Here is a 16,785-nt window from a genome sequence, read left to right on the forward strand (position 1 = left end):
CATGGACTTTCAAACTTACCTCGAACAATTCGAACAAATCCTAAACGCTTCCAACCGGCAAGCTCCTTACGATAAAGAAGACTATCTTAATTACACCAAGCTGAACTGGTCGCGGATGAACCGTTGGCTGAAAAAAGGAGAAATTCTGCCTCACGTAAAAGAGAAGATCGAATCAATCAACGAAAAACAAGAATGGGTTGTCATTACCGAACCCTGGTGTGGCGATGCTTCACACATTGTTCCGTTCATTCAGATGATGGCGGAATTGAACCCATTGATCCATGTAGATTACGAATTACGTGATTCAGAACCTTTCCGCATCAATGATTACCTGACAAACGGCGGAAAAGCAATTCCGAAAGTGATTATCAAAAACGAACAAGGAGAGGATTTGGCAACCTGGGGTCCAAGACCTGCGGAATGTCAATTGCTGTACAAAGAAATGCACGACAGTAAAGCGCCATTTGAAGAAGTGAAAATCCGCTTGCAAAACTGGTACAACGAACATCAGGGAGTAGAGATCCAGGAAGAAATCATTGCCTTGATTTAAGCTTTTAGAAGAAATAAATAAAACCTGCAGGACTTCAGTGTTCCAGCAGGTTTTTTTGTTTGAAACGGGATTATTTCAATTCGAAAAAATCCCGCTTTTGCAAATCATCTGTTTTTTAAGAGTTTGTAGTAGATTTCCCTCTTCTTAAACGTTCCATATTACATTCAGGACACCAGGAATGGGAATAAATAACGTGATGAGATTTTGTTTCCCAAACATGTCCTTTTGAACATTCGAATCGTAGCATCGTGGATAAATTCTGATACGTTTTAGAAAGGCATTTCCCTCCTTTTTGAGCAGCGAATTGATTGATTTCTTCCAATCTTTTTAGTTCTCTTTTAGCATTGCGTTTTTTAGTATTGCATTCAGGGCACCAATCTGAACTTGTAAGTTGTTTAATTTGATCTCGGCTCTTTTTGAATTGGTGTTTATTTTTGCATTCCCATTCTAAAGGGATTTCTGTATTGATATAAATTTTAGAAAGAAGTTTTCCATCACGTTCCTGTGCCCATTTTTTCATGAGTTCCAATGCTTCTTGCTGTTCAATTTGCTTCATACATTTTACGCACCAACTTCCACGTTGTACCATTCTTGGCGAATGCTCGAATTGGTGACCGGAGGCACATTCCCAAAGGTGTTTGGTTTCTCTTCCGAGAAATTCGGAAGTCAAACATTTTCCGCCTCTTTCTAAAGCCCAATTTTTCAAATCCTCCAGGTTAAGAGGGGCTAAGCCTGAACATTTTTTACACCAGGTTTGATCGTAAAATATGGTTGTAGGAAGTAATTCCCAGCGATGTCCCTGCCCGCATTCAAATGTTACATTGGTTTTTCGATCTATAAACTCATTGGAAAGACATTTTCCTCCTCTTTCGGCTGCATAATTACGAAGCCATTCCAAATGTTGTTCCGGAGTTTTTCTTTTATTGCATTGCGGACACCAGGCACCTTTTGAGACGAAATATGGACTTAGATCAAAAGTATGTCCTTTTTTACAACGCCAGGAATGGTCTGACATCTGATCAGTGAATTCGGTACTTAAGCATGTTCCTTCGCGTTCTGATGCTAAAGCTGTCAAATCATTTATAGAGCTAATGCGCATAGTGGCTTATTAATAATTGGTTAAGTTAATACTATTATGATTATTCTTATAAGAAGAATGATTTTTGATTATAAAATCCGGTCGTGAAATTCCCTTGTAAGCGTTTTATACGCTTCCGTGTATGCTCCGCTTTCCGTCCGGATGCATAAAGAAGAAGTTTTTATTTTCTGTTCCTGTTTTCCCAAAGAAAGGATCATCCGGGTGGGCTTTTCCGGTTTACCGAAAAGGGTGATCAGTTCCAAAGCATACAATTGATGCTCTTTTGCCAGTTGAACAATGTTCCAGGTGCTTTCAAACGGAACAATGATCCAGGCTTTCCCGTTTGGAGTCAGCAAGCGTGAAATAGCCGCGATCAATTCCGTAAAAGAAAGGCTTTCCGTATGACGTGCGAGTGATTTGTGTACATCCGGGTTTTTCTGACTGTTCTCAAAAAAGGGCGGATTGCTGATAATCGCATCGAACAGTTCCGCAGCCTGGTATTCCTGGATGGGTTGATGAACGATCGAAATGGGAGACGGGAACGGATTGTTCTGTGCATTTGTGCGGGCGTCAAGTACTGCCTGCTCGGAAATTTCCAGCCCGGTAATTTCCCGGAAAGCAAACCGCTGGGCACACATGAGTGAAAGAACACCGGTTCCGGTTCCGATATCGAGTAAACGTGCGGGATTTCCCCAATGACATAATGAACCGAGGATCATTGAGTCTGTGCCGACTTTCAGCGCAGCATGTTCCTGGGAAATTTGAAAGTGTTTGAATTTAAAAACACTCATTATTCGCCCATGTACATTTCAATCAGGCCTTCCGGAGAAGTGACGTGTAATGTTTTGGATTGGCGGTCAACTTGTTGGATCAGTCCCTCCACAAAAGGGATCAGGATTTCTTTTTCGCCGTTCATGACCACGATCAGCGGGTTTACACTATTATCTACGACTTCTTCGATAATTCCGGCTTCACCATAACGGGTGTCAATCAGTTTGAATCCGATAATCTCGTGATCGTAGAAGTGTTTATCGTCCAGTTCAGGGAGAATGGACAAGGGAAGATAACAGCTTTTTCTAAGAATGACTTTCGCATCGTTTTCCGAATCAACACCTTCCAGTTTTACGGAAGCAAATCCTTTGTTCTTCAATTGGAACGACTGAACAAAGAACGGGGTCAATTGCCCGTTGATATCAATAAAAAATGCGTCAAGTGTTTTGTAATCTTCCGGATTGGTTACATCCAAAAAAAGCGAAACTTCACCTTTGTATCCGTGAAGTTTCGCAATATAACCAAGTTGAAAGCAATCAGAATGTTGCATGGATCAACTTTAAATGAATTAAGCCTCAGCTTCTCCTTCAGCAGCCGGAGCATCCTCTGCAGGAGCTTCAGTTGTTTCTTCAGCAGCAGCCTCTTCTGTTGTAGCTTCAGTTTCCTCAGCAGGAGCCTCTACTTCTTCAACAGCCGGCGTGTTTTTAGCTTCAATAGCTTTTGCTTTAGCCTCGTTAGCTTCAGCTTCCGCTTTCAAACGTGCAGCTTTATCAGCTACAGCATCTTTTCCAAGACCTTCAATTTTACCCTGGATTTTAGCAGCTTTTTCAGCTTCCCAAGCAGCAAACTTAGTTTCTACCTGCTCAGCAGTTAAAGCTCCTTTTGTTACACCTTTCAACAGGTGGTTTTTGTACAATACCCCTTTGTAAGAAAGGATTGCACGTGCAGTATCAGACATTTCAGCACCTGTACCAACCCATTTTAAAGTTGATTCGAAGTTGATGTCGATTGTAGCCGGGTTCGTGTTCGGGTTGTAAACTCCCAATTTCTCGATGAACTTACCATCACGCTTAGCGCGGGAATCAGCTACTACTACGTGGAAAATTGCTTTCCCTTTTTTACCGTGTCTTTGCAAACGAATACGTGTTGCCATAATGTTAATTGTTTGAGGTACGAAACCTCGTTTAAAATGAATATTAACTTCTGTTTAGCGAATAAACAGGGTGCAAAGATAGTAAAAGCTTCAGAATCTGCAAATAAAAAAGGGAACGATATTTCTACCGTTCCCCTTCAACCAATAATATTCTTTAAGAATTCCGATTAGTCTTTTGTAAAAGTAAATTTAACACCAACCTGTAAGAAGAAGTTACTGAAGTTTGCAACTTGTCTCAAATCTTCTTTTGCAACGCCCACATTTGTTCCCGTTGGGTTTGTTCCCGCGTTGTTGGAAGTATTTGTCAATTCGTCAACATACTTGGTTTCTTTACTGTAGGTAGGAATATTACCCAATTGGTCTGTTCCGTTTACGTTATACATTTTCATCGTTGTTTCTTTCGATTTCACACGTAAGCTGTTTGCTCCGACTTCAGCGAAGAATCCGAATTTTTTACCGAAATGTACGTTCAATCCGACAGCTCCGGTGTATCCCAAACTCACTTTCCCGGAAGTTTTCAATTGTATCAGCGTTTGAGCGGCCGGGTTTGTATTGTCAATGATCTCGGATTTAACCGATCCCATCAACGGGAAAATTAATCCTGTACGCGCATAAACCGATAATTTCTCACCTCCTGATTTTACGATGAAAGCTGGTGTGATACGGAATTGGTTGGAAGATTGCGTGTGTTGGTAATCACCCGTTGGTAATGTAGCCTCGTCGATTGTTGTTTTGGCTCCGAAGAATCCGTTCAGGCCTAATTCAATTCCAAAATGTTCTCCGAACATGTATCCCGGAATAATATTCGCTTGCACACCGCTTCCCAATGTTCCGTAAATGTTCTTTTCGCTGTAAGAGCTTCCGCTGGCAGTTGTGCTTGTTCCCATCACATGCCCCGGTGATCCTAAACCGTAACCTGCAGAAATGCCAAGGTTAAATTGTGCGGATGCAGTGCCCATAGCCATTACTGCCAATACAGGTAGAATTAATTTTTTCATAAGAGAGATTTTAGATTTTTTTGCAATTTAGAATGTTTTAATTAATTAGGCAAGCATAATAACATGAAAAATCACACGAATTTGTTTGAGGAAGTTAAATCGGTAGTGGAAGAGAAATTCAGGAGGGAAAGCGCTGATCACGATTGGTATCACATTGAACGGGTGCTGAAACTTGCTGAATATATTCAAAATCAGGAAGGTGGCGATTTGATGGTGGTTCGCCTGGCCGCTTTGCTGCACGACATTTCAGATCACAAATTGAACGGCGGGATCAAGAACGATTGCGGAAGAGTGTCGCGGGAAATCCTGACAGCATTGGATGCCGATGAGTTCTTGATCGAAAAAGTATGCGCAATCGTAGATAAGGTTTCGTTCAAAGGCTCTGGAGTAGAAGACGAAGTGGAAAGCCTGGAACTGGATATCGTGAGAGATGCCGACCGGCTGGATGCAATAGGGGCGATCGGGATTGCACGGGCATTTCATTACGGCGGAAAAAATAACCGCTCTTTCTACGAACCCGATTTGGCGCCGTCGCTCCACACGGATTTTGAAGCTTATTCTTCCGATAAGTCCCATACATTGAATCATTTTTATGAGAAACTCTTATTGATAAAAGACAGGCTACGCACCAAAACGGCTCAAAAAATAGGAGAGGAGCGGCACCGGATCATGGCCGGTTTTGTGGCCGATTTTTTGAAAGAATGGAACGTTAAATTATCATGAAGCGCCGGGCTAAAACAATTTACTAAAAGTTAATTCTCGAAAAAAAATCCCATTTTTACAGCATGATTGAACATGTTGCGTTAGGCATAGACATCGGTGGAACCAATACTGCATATGGGTTGGTGAATCGACATGGAGAGGTGTTATTTGAAGAATCCGTTATGACAACTGATTATCCGACTCCCGAAGATTTAGTGGAAAAGATATACGGAGACATTAAAAACAATGGGTTCATGGATAATCTGTTGGGATTGGGTGTCGGTGCTCCGAATGGAAATGTATTTACCGGGAATATTGAATTTGCTCCGAACCTGAGATGGAAAGGAGTGATCCCGATTGCGGAACTGTTCGAACAGCGGTTTCACCGGCCCACTTTATTGGCCAATGATGCAAACGCTGCTGCTATCGGCGAGCACTTGTTCGGAAACGCGAAAGACCTGAATGATTTTGTACTGATTACACTTGGAACCGGGCTCGGATCAGGAGTTTTTATCAACGGTGAATTGATTGTCGGGTCACAGGGATTTGCGGGTGAATACGGGCATATTCGTGTGGTACATAACGGACGTTCCTGCGGATGCGGAAGAAATGGCTGCCTGGAAACCTATGTTTCAAGCACAGGAGTCGTGAGGAGTGTGGAGGAATTGGATAGTGTACATAAAGCCGGTTCAACACTGAACGGATTGGCTAAGATCACGGCAAAAGAAGTTTTCCAGGCTGCTGCTGCGGGAGATCAGTTTGCCATAGAGATCGTCGATTATACGGCGGAAATGCTGGGGGTTGCCCTGGCGGATTTCGCGGCCTTTTCAAACCCGAAAGCGTACATCCTTTTTGGTGGCCTGGCGCAAAGCGGTGCTTATTTCTCCGAAAAAGTAAAAAAACACATGGAAGAAAACCTGCTGAAGATCTACCAGGGACATATTGAAATTCGAAATTCTGCACTTCACGATATGAATGCGGCCGTATTGGGTACTGCTGCTTCCATGTTCTGGAAAGCAATTAAAAAGTAAAACATGAAAAATACCATTCTGGCAACTGCACTGATTTGTTCTTCTGCGGTTTTTTCGCAGGTTCAGGAGTTGAAAAACAATTCCGATGCTGCAAGAGATAAGGTTTTTCAAAAAACAGCCGGTAAACCGATGGTCAAACCGTCGCAATATGTAAACCCTTTTGTGGGAACGGGCGGGCACGGACATACATTCCCGGGAGCGGTGTTGCCGTTCGGGATGGTGCAGGTTGGACCCGACACACGCTATGAAGGATGGGATGGCTGTGGCGGTTATCACTACTCGGATTCGGTGATTTACGGATTCAGTCATACGCATTTGAGCGGAACGGGAATCCCGGATTATTCCGATGTGCTTTTAGTACCGCAGCAGGGAAAACTGAATACGGTTCCGGGTTATAAAAAAGCCGGTGGATTCGGTTCGGCATTCAAACATTCGAAAGAAAAAGCACTTCCCGGCTATTATCATGTGGAACTGGAAAACGGGATTACAGCAGATTTGACAGCTACTGCTCATTGTGCCGTTCACCGTTACACCTTCAACGCTCCGAAAGGAAAGCGTTACATCATCATCGATTTGGGTTACCGTGATCGCGTGCTGGAAGTTTTTGCGAAAAAGACCTCGTCGAAAACCGTTGAAGGAAGACGTGTTTCCGAAGCGTGGGCGCCTCACCAGCACCTGGCGTTTAGTTTGGAAACTTCCGTTCCGTTTACCAAAACCAAATGGATCGAAGACAAGGAAGACGGCAATTATTTGTTCGTACTGGAATTCCCGGATGGAATCAAGGAAATCTCCGTTTGGGTTGGAATTTCCGGAACGGATGAAACCGGCGCCGGCAACAATCTGAAATCGGAATTGTTGAGTATGGATCATGACTTCGATTTTGTGCGTTTGCGTGCAGCAGGAGCGTGGGATCAACAGCTGGGAAAAATCCAGGTTGAAACGAAAAATGAAACGATACTAAATAACTTTTACACAGCACTTTATCACACTTTTATTCATCCTTCACTTTGGACGGATGTAGACGGAAGATACCGCGATTATAACGACCAGGTGCAAACTTCCGACAAGGCTTTGTATTCCGTTTTCTCTTTGTGGGATACGTATCGCGGGGCGAATCCTTTGTATACCATCGTGCAGCCTGAAAAAGTGTCTGATTTTGTAGGTTCATTTTACCAGCAGTACAAGAATACCGGTTTACTTCCTGTCTGGACCTTGTCCAATAACGAAACGGATTGCATGATCGGTTACCATTCGGTATCGGTGATTACGGATGCGTATTTGAAAGGAATTCCGCTGGAAAACCCGGAAGGATTGCTGGAAGCGATGATAGCTTCGAGTACTGCAGACCAATTCGGGAAGAAACAATACGAAGAAACGGGCTTTATTTCTGCCAATTCACTGGCTGAATCTGTGTCCAGAACCCTGGAATACGCTTATGATGACTGGTGTATTTCCAAATTTGCAGAGAAATTGGGGAAAGCTGATATTGCGAAGAAATACCAGATCCGTTCGGCAAATTGGATGAACCTGGTTCACCCCGAAACGCGTTTCTTCCAGCCTCGTAAAGACGGAATTTTCTTACCGTTCTTCAAACCGAATGAAGTCAATCACCACTTCACGGAGGCAAACGGCTGGCAATATTCCCTGGCTGCACCGCATCACATTCAGGCATTGATCGATATACACGGCGGAAACGAAGGAATGATCCATTTCCTGGATACTTTGTTCCTGGGATCGTCTTCCATGTCGGGGCGTGAGCAGGCGGACATTACCGGTTTGATCGGGCAATATGCGCACGGAAACGAGCCTTCGCACCACATGGCGTATACCTACAATTACTGCGGAGCTCCGGATAAAACACAGTTTTTTGTCGATTCGATCCTGAAAACATTTTACACCAATACACCGGATGGACTTTCCGGAAACGAGGATTGCGGACAAATGTCGGCGTGGTACGTATTGAGTGCCATGGGCTTTTACCCGGTTTCGCCCGGAAGCCCTACGTACACGATCGGTCGCCCGCTGATGGATCACGTAACGATCCAGGGAGAAAAAATGCCTTTTGAGATCAAAGTGCTTCACAACTCCGCGGAAAATAAATACGTACAAGCTGTTCAGTGGAACGGCAAGGCTTACCAGAAATTATACATTACCCACCAGATGATCAAAGAGGGTGGCGTATTGGAAATCACGATGGGTGACAAACCGAATAAGCAAGTGGCGAATTACGAACTGGATCTGAGACACGAGATTCCTGCTGCATTTGTTCCGGTGCCGTTTTTCACCACTACCCAAACCATGTTCGATTCGGATATGGATCTGGGGATCGATGTGCTTTTCTTTGAGAAAGGGAAAATATACTACAGCCTGGACGGGGAGAAATTCCAGCCGTTTTACAAGCAGGGAGGAAAGAATATCCAACTGAAAGAAACCACCACGGTTTATGCCAAAGTAGTGCGCGAAGACGGAACGGAAAGTAAAGTGATCCGGAGCTTGTTTACGAAATATGTGCGGGATAAAAAGATTACGGTGACAACTCCGTATGCGAACCAATATTCAGGTGGTGGCACACAGGCTTTGGTCGACGGACAGCGGGGAACGGAAGAATACCGCGGAACGGAATGGCAGGGAACTTTCGGGAAAAACGTGCAGGGAACCATTGAACTGAATGAAACCAGGGAAATTTCCATGATCGAATTCTCGTACCTGCAGGACCAGAAATCCTGGATTTTCCCTCCGAAAAGTGTAAGCATTGAAGTTTCTACGGATGGCGTGAATTTCCGCAAATTGGGGAAAGTACAATCCGGGGCAACGGTGAAGGAAGGTGATAAATTGAAACTGGGAACAGTGAACGTAGAAATCGCCCCGACAACCTGTAAGTTTATTCGTTTCAGTGTGGAAAATTACGGGCCATGTCCCGACTGGCATTTAGGAAAAGGAAACCAAACCTGGTTGTTCCTGGATGAAATCACTGTGAAATAACACTTCGACTCCGCTCAGTGTCCTTCATACTATTTAATCAAAAGGTGGCTGAGCGGAGTCGAAGTCACCTTTTTTCTTTATGTATAATACATTTTACATTTCACTTTCCCACTTTTCACTTTAAAATACATAAACGGTCAATTATTCGTCTTAAAAGTTGTTAACTTTAGCGCTCTTTTAAACTAAACTAAAGAATGAAAAAAATAGTATTCGCTTTGGTCTTATTGACCTATTCATTGGGTAATATTGCTCGTGCTGATGAGGGGATGTGGCTTCCGTTTTTGATCGGAAGAAACTACGAGGACATGAAAAAACATGGACTGAAACTGACTCAGGAGCAAATTTATTCCATCAATAAATCTTCTTTGAAAGATGCAGTTATCTCTTTCGGAGGATTTTGTACAGGTGAGATTATCTCCAACCAGGGATTGATCTTAACCAACCACCACTGTGGTTACGATGCAATTGCAGCAAATTCAACGAAAGAGCACAATTACCTGGACAATGGTTTTTGGGCTAAGAATTTCAAAGAAGAGATTGCAGTTCCCGGGTTGACAGCTACGTTCATGATCCGCATGGAAGACGTAACTTCCCAGGTTGCAAAGGAATTGAATTCCAAAATGACGCCGGAAGAACGCGCTAAGAAAATCAAAGAAGTAACGGATATCCTGGTAGCCGACGCTACAAAAGGAACAAACTACGAAGCTTTCGTACGTGATTTCTACGATGGAAACGAATTCTATTTGTTCGTTCAGGAAGTGTTCAAAGACATTCGTCTGGTAGGAACTCCTCCGCAATCTGCCGGTAAATTCGGTGGTGATACGGACAACTGGGAGTGGCCACGCCATACTGCCGATTTCTCCATGTTCCGTATTTACGCAGGATCTGATAACAAACCGGCTGAATTCAGCGAATCAAATGTTCCGTTGAAACCGAAGCATTCTTTGCCGATCTCTTTGAAAGGTGTGAAGCAGGGCGATTACGCAATGATCATGGGATTCCCGGGAAGAACGAACCGTTACCTGACTTCTTACGGTGTAGACCAGGCAATTTCTTTGGAGCAACCTAAAATTGTGGATATCCGTGCGAAGAAACTGGAGATCATGAAAAAGTACATGGATAAAGACGTTGAAGTGCGTTTGCATTATTCTTCCAAGTACGCACAGGTAGCAAACTACTGGAAATACTTCATTGGTCAGACCAAACAATTGAAAGCGAATCACGTGGCTGACAAGAAACGCAAAGTAGAAGAGGAGTTTACGAAATACGCTGCCGGAAAAGCAGAATACAACAACGTACTTTCCGATATCGAATCTTCGTTCAAAGCAACAAACAGCGTGATTTACCTGAAAGTTTACAACAGTGAATTCGTTCGCCAGGTTGGAATCAACGCATTGGTGCACATGTACAAGCAAATGTGGGACGCGAAAAGAAACGGGAACGACAAAATGTACAATGCAATCGATGCTGCTGTGAAACCAACTGCAGAAGAATTCTACGCAGAAAGTTCCATGGAAATCGAATTGGAAACGTTGGAAGAAGTATTGAGAATGTACGTTCGCGATATCCCGATGGAACAGCGAGTAGGAATTACCCGTTCATTCGGAGCGGACGGAAGCGGTATTGATGCGTTCATGAGCCGTGTAAAAACAAACTCTGTGTTCATTTCCAAAGAGCGTTACGAAGAAGCTATGAAGAACTTTGACCTGGAAAAAATCAGCCAGGATCCGTTGTTCATTTTGGTGAAAGACTTGGCAAATGCTTATTCAGCTGCAATGGGCCAGGATGCGGTGAAAAGTGCGAACGCGAAATTGGCTGCTGCTAACCGTGCGTTTGTAAAAGGAGTGCGTGAAATGCAGCCGAACAAGAAATTCTACCCGAATGCAAACTCAACGATGCGTTTGACTTACGGAAATGTATTGGCATATGATCCGCGTGACGGAGCTCATTACGATTACTTCACTACTCTGGACGGAGTAATGCAGAAAGAAGATCCTACAAACCCGGAATTCGTTGTTGATCCGCGCATCAAGGAATTGTGGGCGAAAAAAGACTACGGCCAATACGGAGTAAACGGGAAATTACCTGTAAACTTCCTGTCAAACAACGATATCACGGGAGGTAACTCCGGTTCACCGGTAATCAACGCAAACGGGGAATTGATCGGAACGGCATTCGATGGAAACTGGGAAGCAATGTCCGGCGACATCTACTTCGAGCCGAACATCCAGCGCACGATCTCTTTGGACGTTCGTTACACGCTTTGGTTAATCGACAAGTGCTACGGTGCTACGAATTTGATTAATGAGATGAAGTTGGTGAAATAATTTAACCGATATGAAATAGAAAAGCCGCTGGTCAGATGATCAGCGGCTTTTTTTGATTGAGCCCATAAAATCCACGAATTAGCTATTGCAATAAAGCGCTTTCTTTTAAAAGAATTGATGATAAAGCTTCAAAACAATCTTTTACGACTCTATTTCTATTTCGTTCTTCAACGGCGCTATTATATTCATCTATTCTTCTTAAGATTTCTTGACAAGAGATCAAAAATATTTTTTTGTCCTGTTCAGGTAAATCCTTAAAAAATGAATCGTAAAATTTAGAATAATTACGTGCTACTTTAAATGGGTAATGACGATTGTTATTTTGATCGTTACGGTTGTTTAATATTGCATGAGCTTTTAGAAATTGTGGCATACATGATTCTAAATCACCGTTAAAGATTTCATTTTCCAACAAAAATCTTGAATAGTGATTATCTAATTGAAAAGTGTCAAAATTTGCTCGTTTTTGAGCGAAAGCGTATGCCGAGTTAAAAAATTGATCAGCTACTTTATAGTCTCTAATTTCTAATCTGGCCATGGCATATTGTAACCAGAAAAATGGATTTGTCGTACAATATTCCAGATTTTTAATTTCCTCAAAAAACTTAATAACGAGTTTTCTAAAGTCATTATGTTCAGTCGTATTAAAAAGCTTTTGTAATCTTGAGTGTGATATTATTGATTTAAGTATGTTGTGATGATTTTTATTTGCTCTGGTTTGATTTAATTTCTTTACGAGATTAACTAATAAGGGAATTAAATCATGATGATATTTGTTTGAATGTAAAATACTCTCAGCTAGAATTGAGGAATTGATTTTGATGGTTCTATTTTTAAAATCTATTAATTCGTTTAATTGTGAATTGTTATAAAATGAAGGGTTATTTAGGAGTTCTTCATCTAATAAATAAACTAACTCTTCAAGAGTTAAACTGAAGTCTAAGATATTACTTGAAAGAATAAGTAAACTTGCATGATAAAAAGGTTTATTGGATTTTAGAGGATCAATAAGGTTCGTTAATCTGGAACGTATATCGGGAGATTTTAAAACATCTAATAAAGTCAAACGAATTGTGGCGTGAAAATCATCATTAATTCTTCTTCTTTTACTTTCTAGACTTAATCCGGCATCTTTTCCCCATAGTCCATAAGAAGTTAACAATTTTGAAAACTCTAAAACTTCTGAATTATGTAAATGATTAAGATTAAATGATGTATAATTATTACCGATTTTTTCTTCTAATGCATCGTAGATTGTATCATTGACAATGCTACGTTCTGCAATTAAGAGAATTGTATTACTTTTTCTGAAACGTTCAACCGTCTCAATCAGGTCTAAATCATTGCTATATCCATCAATAATAATAAGATTTTTACCTTTTAAATTACAAATTCTCTCTACTTCAGCATTTGTAATATCAAAATACTGCTCAAACTTGAATACATTGTACCTTTGATGTAAGGCTGTTAAGGCTACGCAATGTAAGTAACAAGTTTTACCGTTTCCTAAATTTGAATGAACAACAAAATTTAGTTGTCCTCCATTTACTTTTTCGAAGAATGTATCAACTTCCTCTCTTTTTAGAATGTAAGGATATTTATTGAAGTCAATCAGAGATTGGTGCGCTAAAGTGGAATTTAGATTGCCTTTTAACATCAATTCATAAAAATCGTCATCCTTTAAAGAATGTAATTCATCTGATAAAGAAAATTGCTTGAATGATTTGAATATATATGTTATTTCTTCAGGAGGAGTGAAAGTTTTTTGCTTTTCTTTGATTTCATTAACGAAACCGTTTAGTCCAATTTTATATACTTCCCCGAACTTTTCAAGTCTTTTTATATTGAGTGATGATTCTTGTGGTCCGACAATGAATAAACATTTTTCTTTAATGGAAGTTATTTTTTCAGCAATTATTCTACTAATATCTAAATCTGAAGTGGTTGAAAAACCAATAAATATGATCTCGTCACAAGTCTGAATGTCACTTCTAAATAAATCCACCCATTGTGAATTGATAAAATCAGTAGTTAAATAACTTGTATTGGTAAGTTTAAATTCATGATTTAAACTATTGGGTGTTAAGCTATCGATATACCCATTCAAATGAACGCATAACTTTCGAAAGTCTTTGTATTGATCGATTTTATCAATTAATGAAACTGGGGTAAGAAGATTTCCGGCAGCTATATAGGAGTGTTCTAGAATTTGGTCGTAGTTCGTAGTATATATCCTTTTCCAAGGCAACGTTCCTATTAAGGAATGATCTTCTGTTATTGTTTTTAAGGTGAATTCTCTTTTTAAGATTTCGATTAGTTCGTGTTCCCCTCTGTCATCTAAAAAAAGTTCAGATGCACTTTTTAAATCATTGTCATGTTCAGTAATACCACATTCCTGATAAAGTAAATTAGACAACCCGGATCCCAAGAGAAATTCTTTATCTTGGATATTTTTTGCGCCATATCCAAATCCGGAACCCGTAAATAGTAGGCAATTGCCAGTTAAAATTTTTTCTATTGCGTTATTTAAACTCATTAGTAGTATGTTTTCAGTTTTCAAATGATGAGTGTGAAGAGTCTTCAAAAATGATTAACAGTTTTGTTTCTTGTAAACTGTATAAATTATGAATATGGCTTCAGTAAATAGTGCAGCGCGTTTCGCTCCTCCAATACTACACAAAAAAATAAAACGAAAATACTAGTTGCTAAAATTTGTACGCAAAAAAGTAAGATGTTTTTATTATTTCTTTATTCCCGAACTACTTTCACCGTTTGCTGTCCTTCTTTCGTCTTCACATGCAGGAAATAAATCCCGCTTGTTTCCGGAAGTTGGATCGTGGCATTTTTCAGGGAATCATAAGATGCTGTCCAAACCACTTTTCCCTGGATATCTGTTAGAAACAATTCAGCATCAGTAAGTTCTTTCCCGGCTGAAAGGTGTGTCGCTCCATGCGACGGGTTCGGGAAAACGGTGAGTTGTATTTCGGGGTTTAATTCTTCGATACCGGCCTCACTTTGGAACAACTTCAGGATGTATGCGTCCTGGCTGCCGATCGCCGTGAGATTGCTTACTGCCGGACTTTTGTCAAAGTCAACCGTTTGCCCGAAGAACCCGGTTGAATAGATTCTTCCCAACTCATCGACGTGCAAATCATGGCCCCAGTCCTGTGAGCTTCCACCGAAAGATTGTGCCCACAGGAAATTCCCGTTGGTGCTTAATTTTTGGATGAAGAAATCCTCAACAGCACCAGAGTTGAGAATGGTTGTGCCACTTCCCGGATCAAAATCCCCGCTGCCGTTGAAAACACCCTGCGTATACACATTCCCGTAAAGATCTACATCCATGCTCATCAGGTATTCCGTGTAGTAACCTCCATAAGTTCTGGCCCAAAGAAAATTACCGGCTGAATCCAGTTTCTGCACAAAAGCATCCGTTCCGCCTGCACAAATATGGCTGTCGACACTTGTTCCCGGATCAAAATCTGCCGTATCTATAAACGTTCCGGTGGTATAGACATTCCCGAGCGCATCAAGGTCAATGGAAGTCGCATAGTCTGACTCCGGACCACCAAATGTTCGGACCCACACAAAATTTCCGGAAGGATCCAGTTTTACAACGAATGCATCATGCTGGACTGAAATTGTGTTATTGGTACCCGTTCCCGGGTCAAAATCAGTTGTTCCGGCAAAAGCCCCTGCGGTATAACTATTTCCGGATTGGTCGATAGCGATGGAAGCAGCTTGTGTATATAAATCTCCGCCAAAAGTTTTTGCCCAGAGGAAATTCCCGTCAGCATCCAGTTTTTGGATAAAAGCATTTTCCGCTCCTGTTGCAGTGATGGAATAGACTCCCGAAATATGCGGATCAAGATCTGCCGTACCTGAAAAAGTCCCTACTATATAGATATTCCCGGAATGATCCAATTCCAGGTCGTATGCGTATTCAAAACCGGTTGCCCCGAAGGATTTCGCCCAGATGAAAGTCCCGTTTGGATCCAGTTTGAGCAGGAAAAGGTCTGTATCATTTACAGCGGTGAGGTTGTACGTTCCCGGTCCCGGATTAAAATCCACCGTTCCGAAGAAAACACCGAGTGTATAGACGTTGCCTGCCGGATCGGTGATAATGGCGTAACCGCTTTCAGGAATGCTATTGATAAATCCGAAGGATCTTGCCCAAAGGAAATTGCCGTTTGCATCCAGCTTCTGGATATAGATGTCGCCGTTGATATCGAGTGTGAGGTTATTGACGCCCGACCCCGGATCAAAATCAATGGTCCCTTTCCCTTTTCCGGTAGTGTATACATTTCCCGAAGCATCCGTTGTAATGGACATACCTTCCTGCGAATAGTTGCTGTTACCAAATGATTTGGCCCATCCGAAGTTCTGGGCATGTAAAGGGCTGGTTGCCAAGAACAAAAGGATAAATAGAGCGGAAGTAAGGTGTTTTATCATGTTGATCAATTCCCGGAAGGTAAAACAAATTTAGTACTTCTCAGGTAATAAAAAGTGGAACTGCCGGAACAATTCCATTCAGGTATCCTTAAAATGACCGGGTTTTATTCATTGGTCTGACTTTCCAAATCCATTCTTTCGTGTAATATACGGATGATTTCCAGTTCATTTTCCGAAACCAGGTGGTAAAACAGGATATGTTTTCCTGATTTGAATCCTAATAAGTTCTTGCTTACTTCCCGGTAAACTTTTCCGATAGCCGGATTGTTTTCAATCTCTTTGCAGGCAGATTGGATCGTTTGATAATAGTTATCGGCTTGCTTTTCAGACCACTCCTGCAATGTGTAATTCCAAATAGCTGTCAGATCATCTATTGCTTCCTGTCTCCAAATGACTTTAGGCATTGCTGCTTCTTTCAGATTTCAGTTTGGCCAGGTGTTTATCAAAGTCAAAATCCTCAACCCGTTCACTATTCAGTCCTTCCTGAATGGCACTTTTTAAAGCTGTTAATTTGCTTTCTTCGTTTTCCAATAGCCGAAGTCCCGCACGGATAACCTCACTTACGTTTTTATATCTGCCGGCTGAAACTTGTTTACTAACAAACTCATCAAAATAATTTCCAAGTGATACAGATGTGTTTTTCATAACCGATAACTTTTTTTAAAGTTACCAAAAATTGGTAAGTATTACCAGTCACGATTTAAAAAAAATCAAAACGAAACGCTGATTGTCGAAATCAGC

The 16,785-nt window shown here is 41.5% G+C and carries 14 protein-coding genes; 5 read left to right on the forward strand and 9 right to left on the reverse strand.

Features of this window, described 5'->3' with window-relative positions:
* Window position 1 precedes the first annotated feature (1 nt).
* Complete coding sequence (locus ABDW02_RS04285; protein ID WP_343632446.1) at window positions 2-550, forward strand: thioredoxin family protein; 549 nt, start codon at window positions 2-4, stop codon at window positions 548-550.
* A 115-nt stretch (window positions 551-665) separates the two neighbouring features.
* On the opposite strand, the gene ABDW02_RS04290 is transcribed toward ABDW02_RS04285, so the two are convergent.
* The 5 genes from ABDW02_RS04290 to ABDW02_RS04310 all read right to left on the reverse strand — a co-directional run bounded on the left by ABDW02_RS04290 (window position 666) and on the right by ABDW02_RS04310 (window position 4,550).
* Entirely contained in the window at window positions 666-1,649 is a 984-nt protein-coding gene (locus ABDW02_RS04290) for a hypothetical protein (RefSeq protein WP_343632448.1), read from the reverse strand.
* Window positions 1,650-1,717: 68 nt separating this feature from the next.
* Window positions 1,718-2,419 carry a methyltransferase gene (locus ABDW02_RS04295; RefSeq protein ID WP_343632450.1) on the reverse strand — a complete coding sequence of 234 codons (702 nt, stop codon included), beginning with the start codon at window positions 2,417-2,419 and terminating at the stop codon, window positions 1,718-1,720.
* Window positions 2,419-2,949 carry a ribosome maturation factor RimM gene (gene rimM / locus ABDW02_RS04300; RefSeq protein ID WP_343632452.1) on the reverse strand — a complete coding sequence of 177 codons (531 nt, stop codon included), beginning with the start codon at window positions 2,947-2,949 and terminating at the stop codon, window positions 2,419-2,421. The genes ABDW02_RS04295 and rimM overlap by 1 nt, the downstream gene beginning before the upstream one ends.
* Window positions 2,950-2,967: 18 nt before the next feature.
* On the reverse strand, window positions 2,968-3,552 hold the full coding sequence (locus tag ABDW02_RS04305; protein ID WP_343632454.1) for a 30S ribosomal protein S16: 585 nt from the start codon (window positions 3,550-3,552) through the stop codon (window positions 2,968-2,970).
* A gap of 167 nt (window positions 3,553-3,719) precedes the next feature.
* The gene (locus tag ABDW02_RS04310) at window positions 3,720-4,550 is read right to left on the reverse strand and encodes an outer membrane beta-barrel protein (protein WP_343632456.1); all 831 of its coding nucleotides are present in this window, start codon (window positions 4,548-4,550) and stop codon (window positions 3,720-3,722) included.
* A 63-nt stretch (window positions 4,551-4,613) separates the two neighbouring features.
* Between ABDW02_RS04310 and ABDW02_RS04315 the strand changes: the two genes are divergently transcribed.
* From ABDW02_RS04315 to ABDW02_RS04330, 4 genes are all read left to right on the forward strand, one after another.
* Window positions 4,614-5,273, forward strand: coding sequence for an HD domain-containing protein (locus ABDW02_RS04315; protein WP_343632458.1), 660 nt, complete (start codon window positions 4,614-4,616; stop codon window positions 5,271-5,273).
* A gap of 62 nt (window positions 5,274-5,335) precedes the next feature.
* On the forward strand, window positions 5,336-6,283 hold the full coding sequence (locus ABDW02_RS04320; RefSeq protein WP_343632461.1) for an ROK family protein: 948 nt from the start codon (window positions 5,336-5,338) through the stop codon (window positions 6,281-6,283).
* A gap of 3 nt (window positions 6,284-6,286) precedes the next feature.
* Entirely contained in the window at window positions 6,287-9,265 is a 2,979-nt protein-coding gene (locus tag ABDW02_RS04325) for a GH92 family glycosyl hydrolase (protein WP_343632463.1), read from the forward strand.
* A 194-nt stretch (window positions 9,266-9,459) separates the two neighbouring features.
* On the forward strand, window positions 9,460-11,592 hold the full coding sequence (locus ABDW02_RS04330) for a S46 family peptidase (RefSeq protein WP_343632465.1): 2,133 nt from the start codon (window positions 9,460-9,462) through the stop codon (window positions 11,590-11,592).
* A gap of 82 nt (window positions 11,593-11,674) precedes the next feature.
* Here the strand turns inward: ABDW02_RS04330 and ABDW02_RS04335 are convergent, their stop codons facing one another.
* From ABDW02_RS04335 to ABDW02_RS04350, 4 genes are all read right to left on the reverse strand, one after another.
* Entirely contained in the window at window positions 11,675-14,128 is a 2,454-nt protein-coding gene (locus ABDW02_RS04335) for an SIR2 family protein (RefSeq protein ID WP_343632467.1), read from the reverse strand.
* 212 nt (window positions 14,129-14,340) lie between these two features.
* A complete protein-coding gene (locus tag ABDW02_RS04340; RefSeq protein ID WP_343632468.1) occupies window positions 14,341-16,044 on the reverse strand; it encodes an SBBP repeat-containing protein in 1,704 nt (567 codons plus the stop codon).
* Between the two features lie 104 nt (window positions 16,045-16,148).
* On the reverse strand, window positions 16,149-16,448 hold the full coding sequence (locus tag ABDW02_RS04345; RefSeq protein WP_343632470.1) for a type II toxin-antitoxin system RelE/ParE family toxin: 300 nt from the start codon (window positions 16,446-16,448) through the stop codon (window positions 16,149-16,151).
* Window positions 16,441-16,689, reverse strand: a complete 249-nt coding sequence (locus tag ABDW02_RS04350; RefSeq protein WP_343632472.1) for a type II toxin-antitoxin system ParD family antitoxin — start codon at window positions 16,687-16,689, stop codon at window positions 16,441-16,443. Before ABDW02_RS04350 ends, ABDW02_RS04345 begins: the two co-directional genes overlap by 8 nt.
* Window positions 16,690-16,785 lie beyond the last annotated feature (96 nt).

Origin of the sequence: Fluviicola sp. (genome assembly GCF_039596395.1) — a bacterium.
Classification (GTDB): Bacteria; Bacteroidota; Bacteroidia; order Flavobacteriales_D; family Crocinitomicaceae; genus Fluviicola.

Coding starts and splice junctions, on each gene's coding strand:
- ABDW02_RS04330 (WP_343632465.1), top strand. CDS start 9,460: ATGAAAAAAATAGTATTCGCTTTGGTCTTATTGACCTATTCATTGGGT.
- ABDW02_RS04320 (WP_343632461.1), top strand. CDS start 5,336: ATGATTGAACATGTTGCGTTAGGCATAGACATCGGTGGAACCAATACT.
- ABDW02_RS04310 (WP_343632456.1), bottom strand. CDS start 4,550: ATGAAAAAATTAATTCTACCTGTATTGGCAGTAATGGCTATGGGCACT.
- ABDW02_RS04305 (WP_343632454.1), bottom strand. CDS start 3,552: ATGGCAACACGTATTCGTTTGCAAAGACACGGTAAAAAAGGGAAAGCA.
- ABDW02_RS04295 (WP_343632450.1), bottom strand. CDS start 2,419: ATGAGTGTTTTTAAATTCAAACACTTTCAAATTTCCCAGGAACATGCT.
- ABDW02_RS04345 (WP_343632470.1), bottom strand. CDS start 16,448: ATGCCTAAAGTCATTTGGAGACAGGAAGCAATAGATGATCTGACAGCT.
- ABDW02_RS04325 (WP_343632463.1), top strand. CDS start 6,287: ATGAAAAATACCATTCTGGCAACTGCACTGATTTGTTCTTCTGCGGTT.
- ABDW02_RS04335 (WP_343632467.1), bottom strand. CDS start 14,128: ATGAGTTTAAATAACGCAATAGAAAAAATTTTAACTGGCAATTGCCTA.
- ABDW02_RS04340 (WP_343632468.1), bottom strand. CDS start 16,044: ATGATAAAACACCTTACTTCCGCTCTATTTATCCTTTTGTTCTTGGCA.
- ABDW02_RS04285 (WP_343632446.1), top strand. CDS start 2: ATGGACTTTCAAACTTACCTCGAACAATTCGAACAAATCCTAAACGCT.
- ABDW02_RS04315 (WP_343632458.1), top strand. CDS start 4,614: ATGAAAAATCACACGAATTTGTTTGAGGAAGTTAAATCGGTAGTGGAA.
- rimM (WP_343632452.1), bottom strand. CDS start 2,949: ATGCAACATTCTGATTGCTTTCAACTTGGTTATATTGCGAAACTTCAC.
- ABDW02_RS04350 (WP_343632472.1), bottom strand. CDS start 16,689: ATGAAAAACACATCTGTATCACTTGGAAATTATTTTGATGAGTTTGTT.
- ABDW02_RS04290 (WP_343632448.1), bottom strand. CDS start 1,649: ATGCGCATTAGCTCTATAAATGATTTGACAGCTTTAGCATCAGAACGC.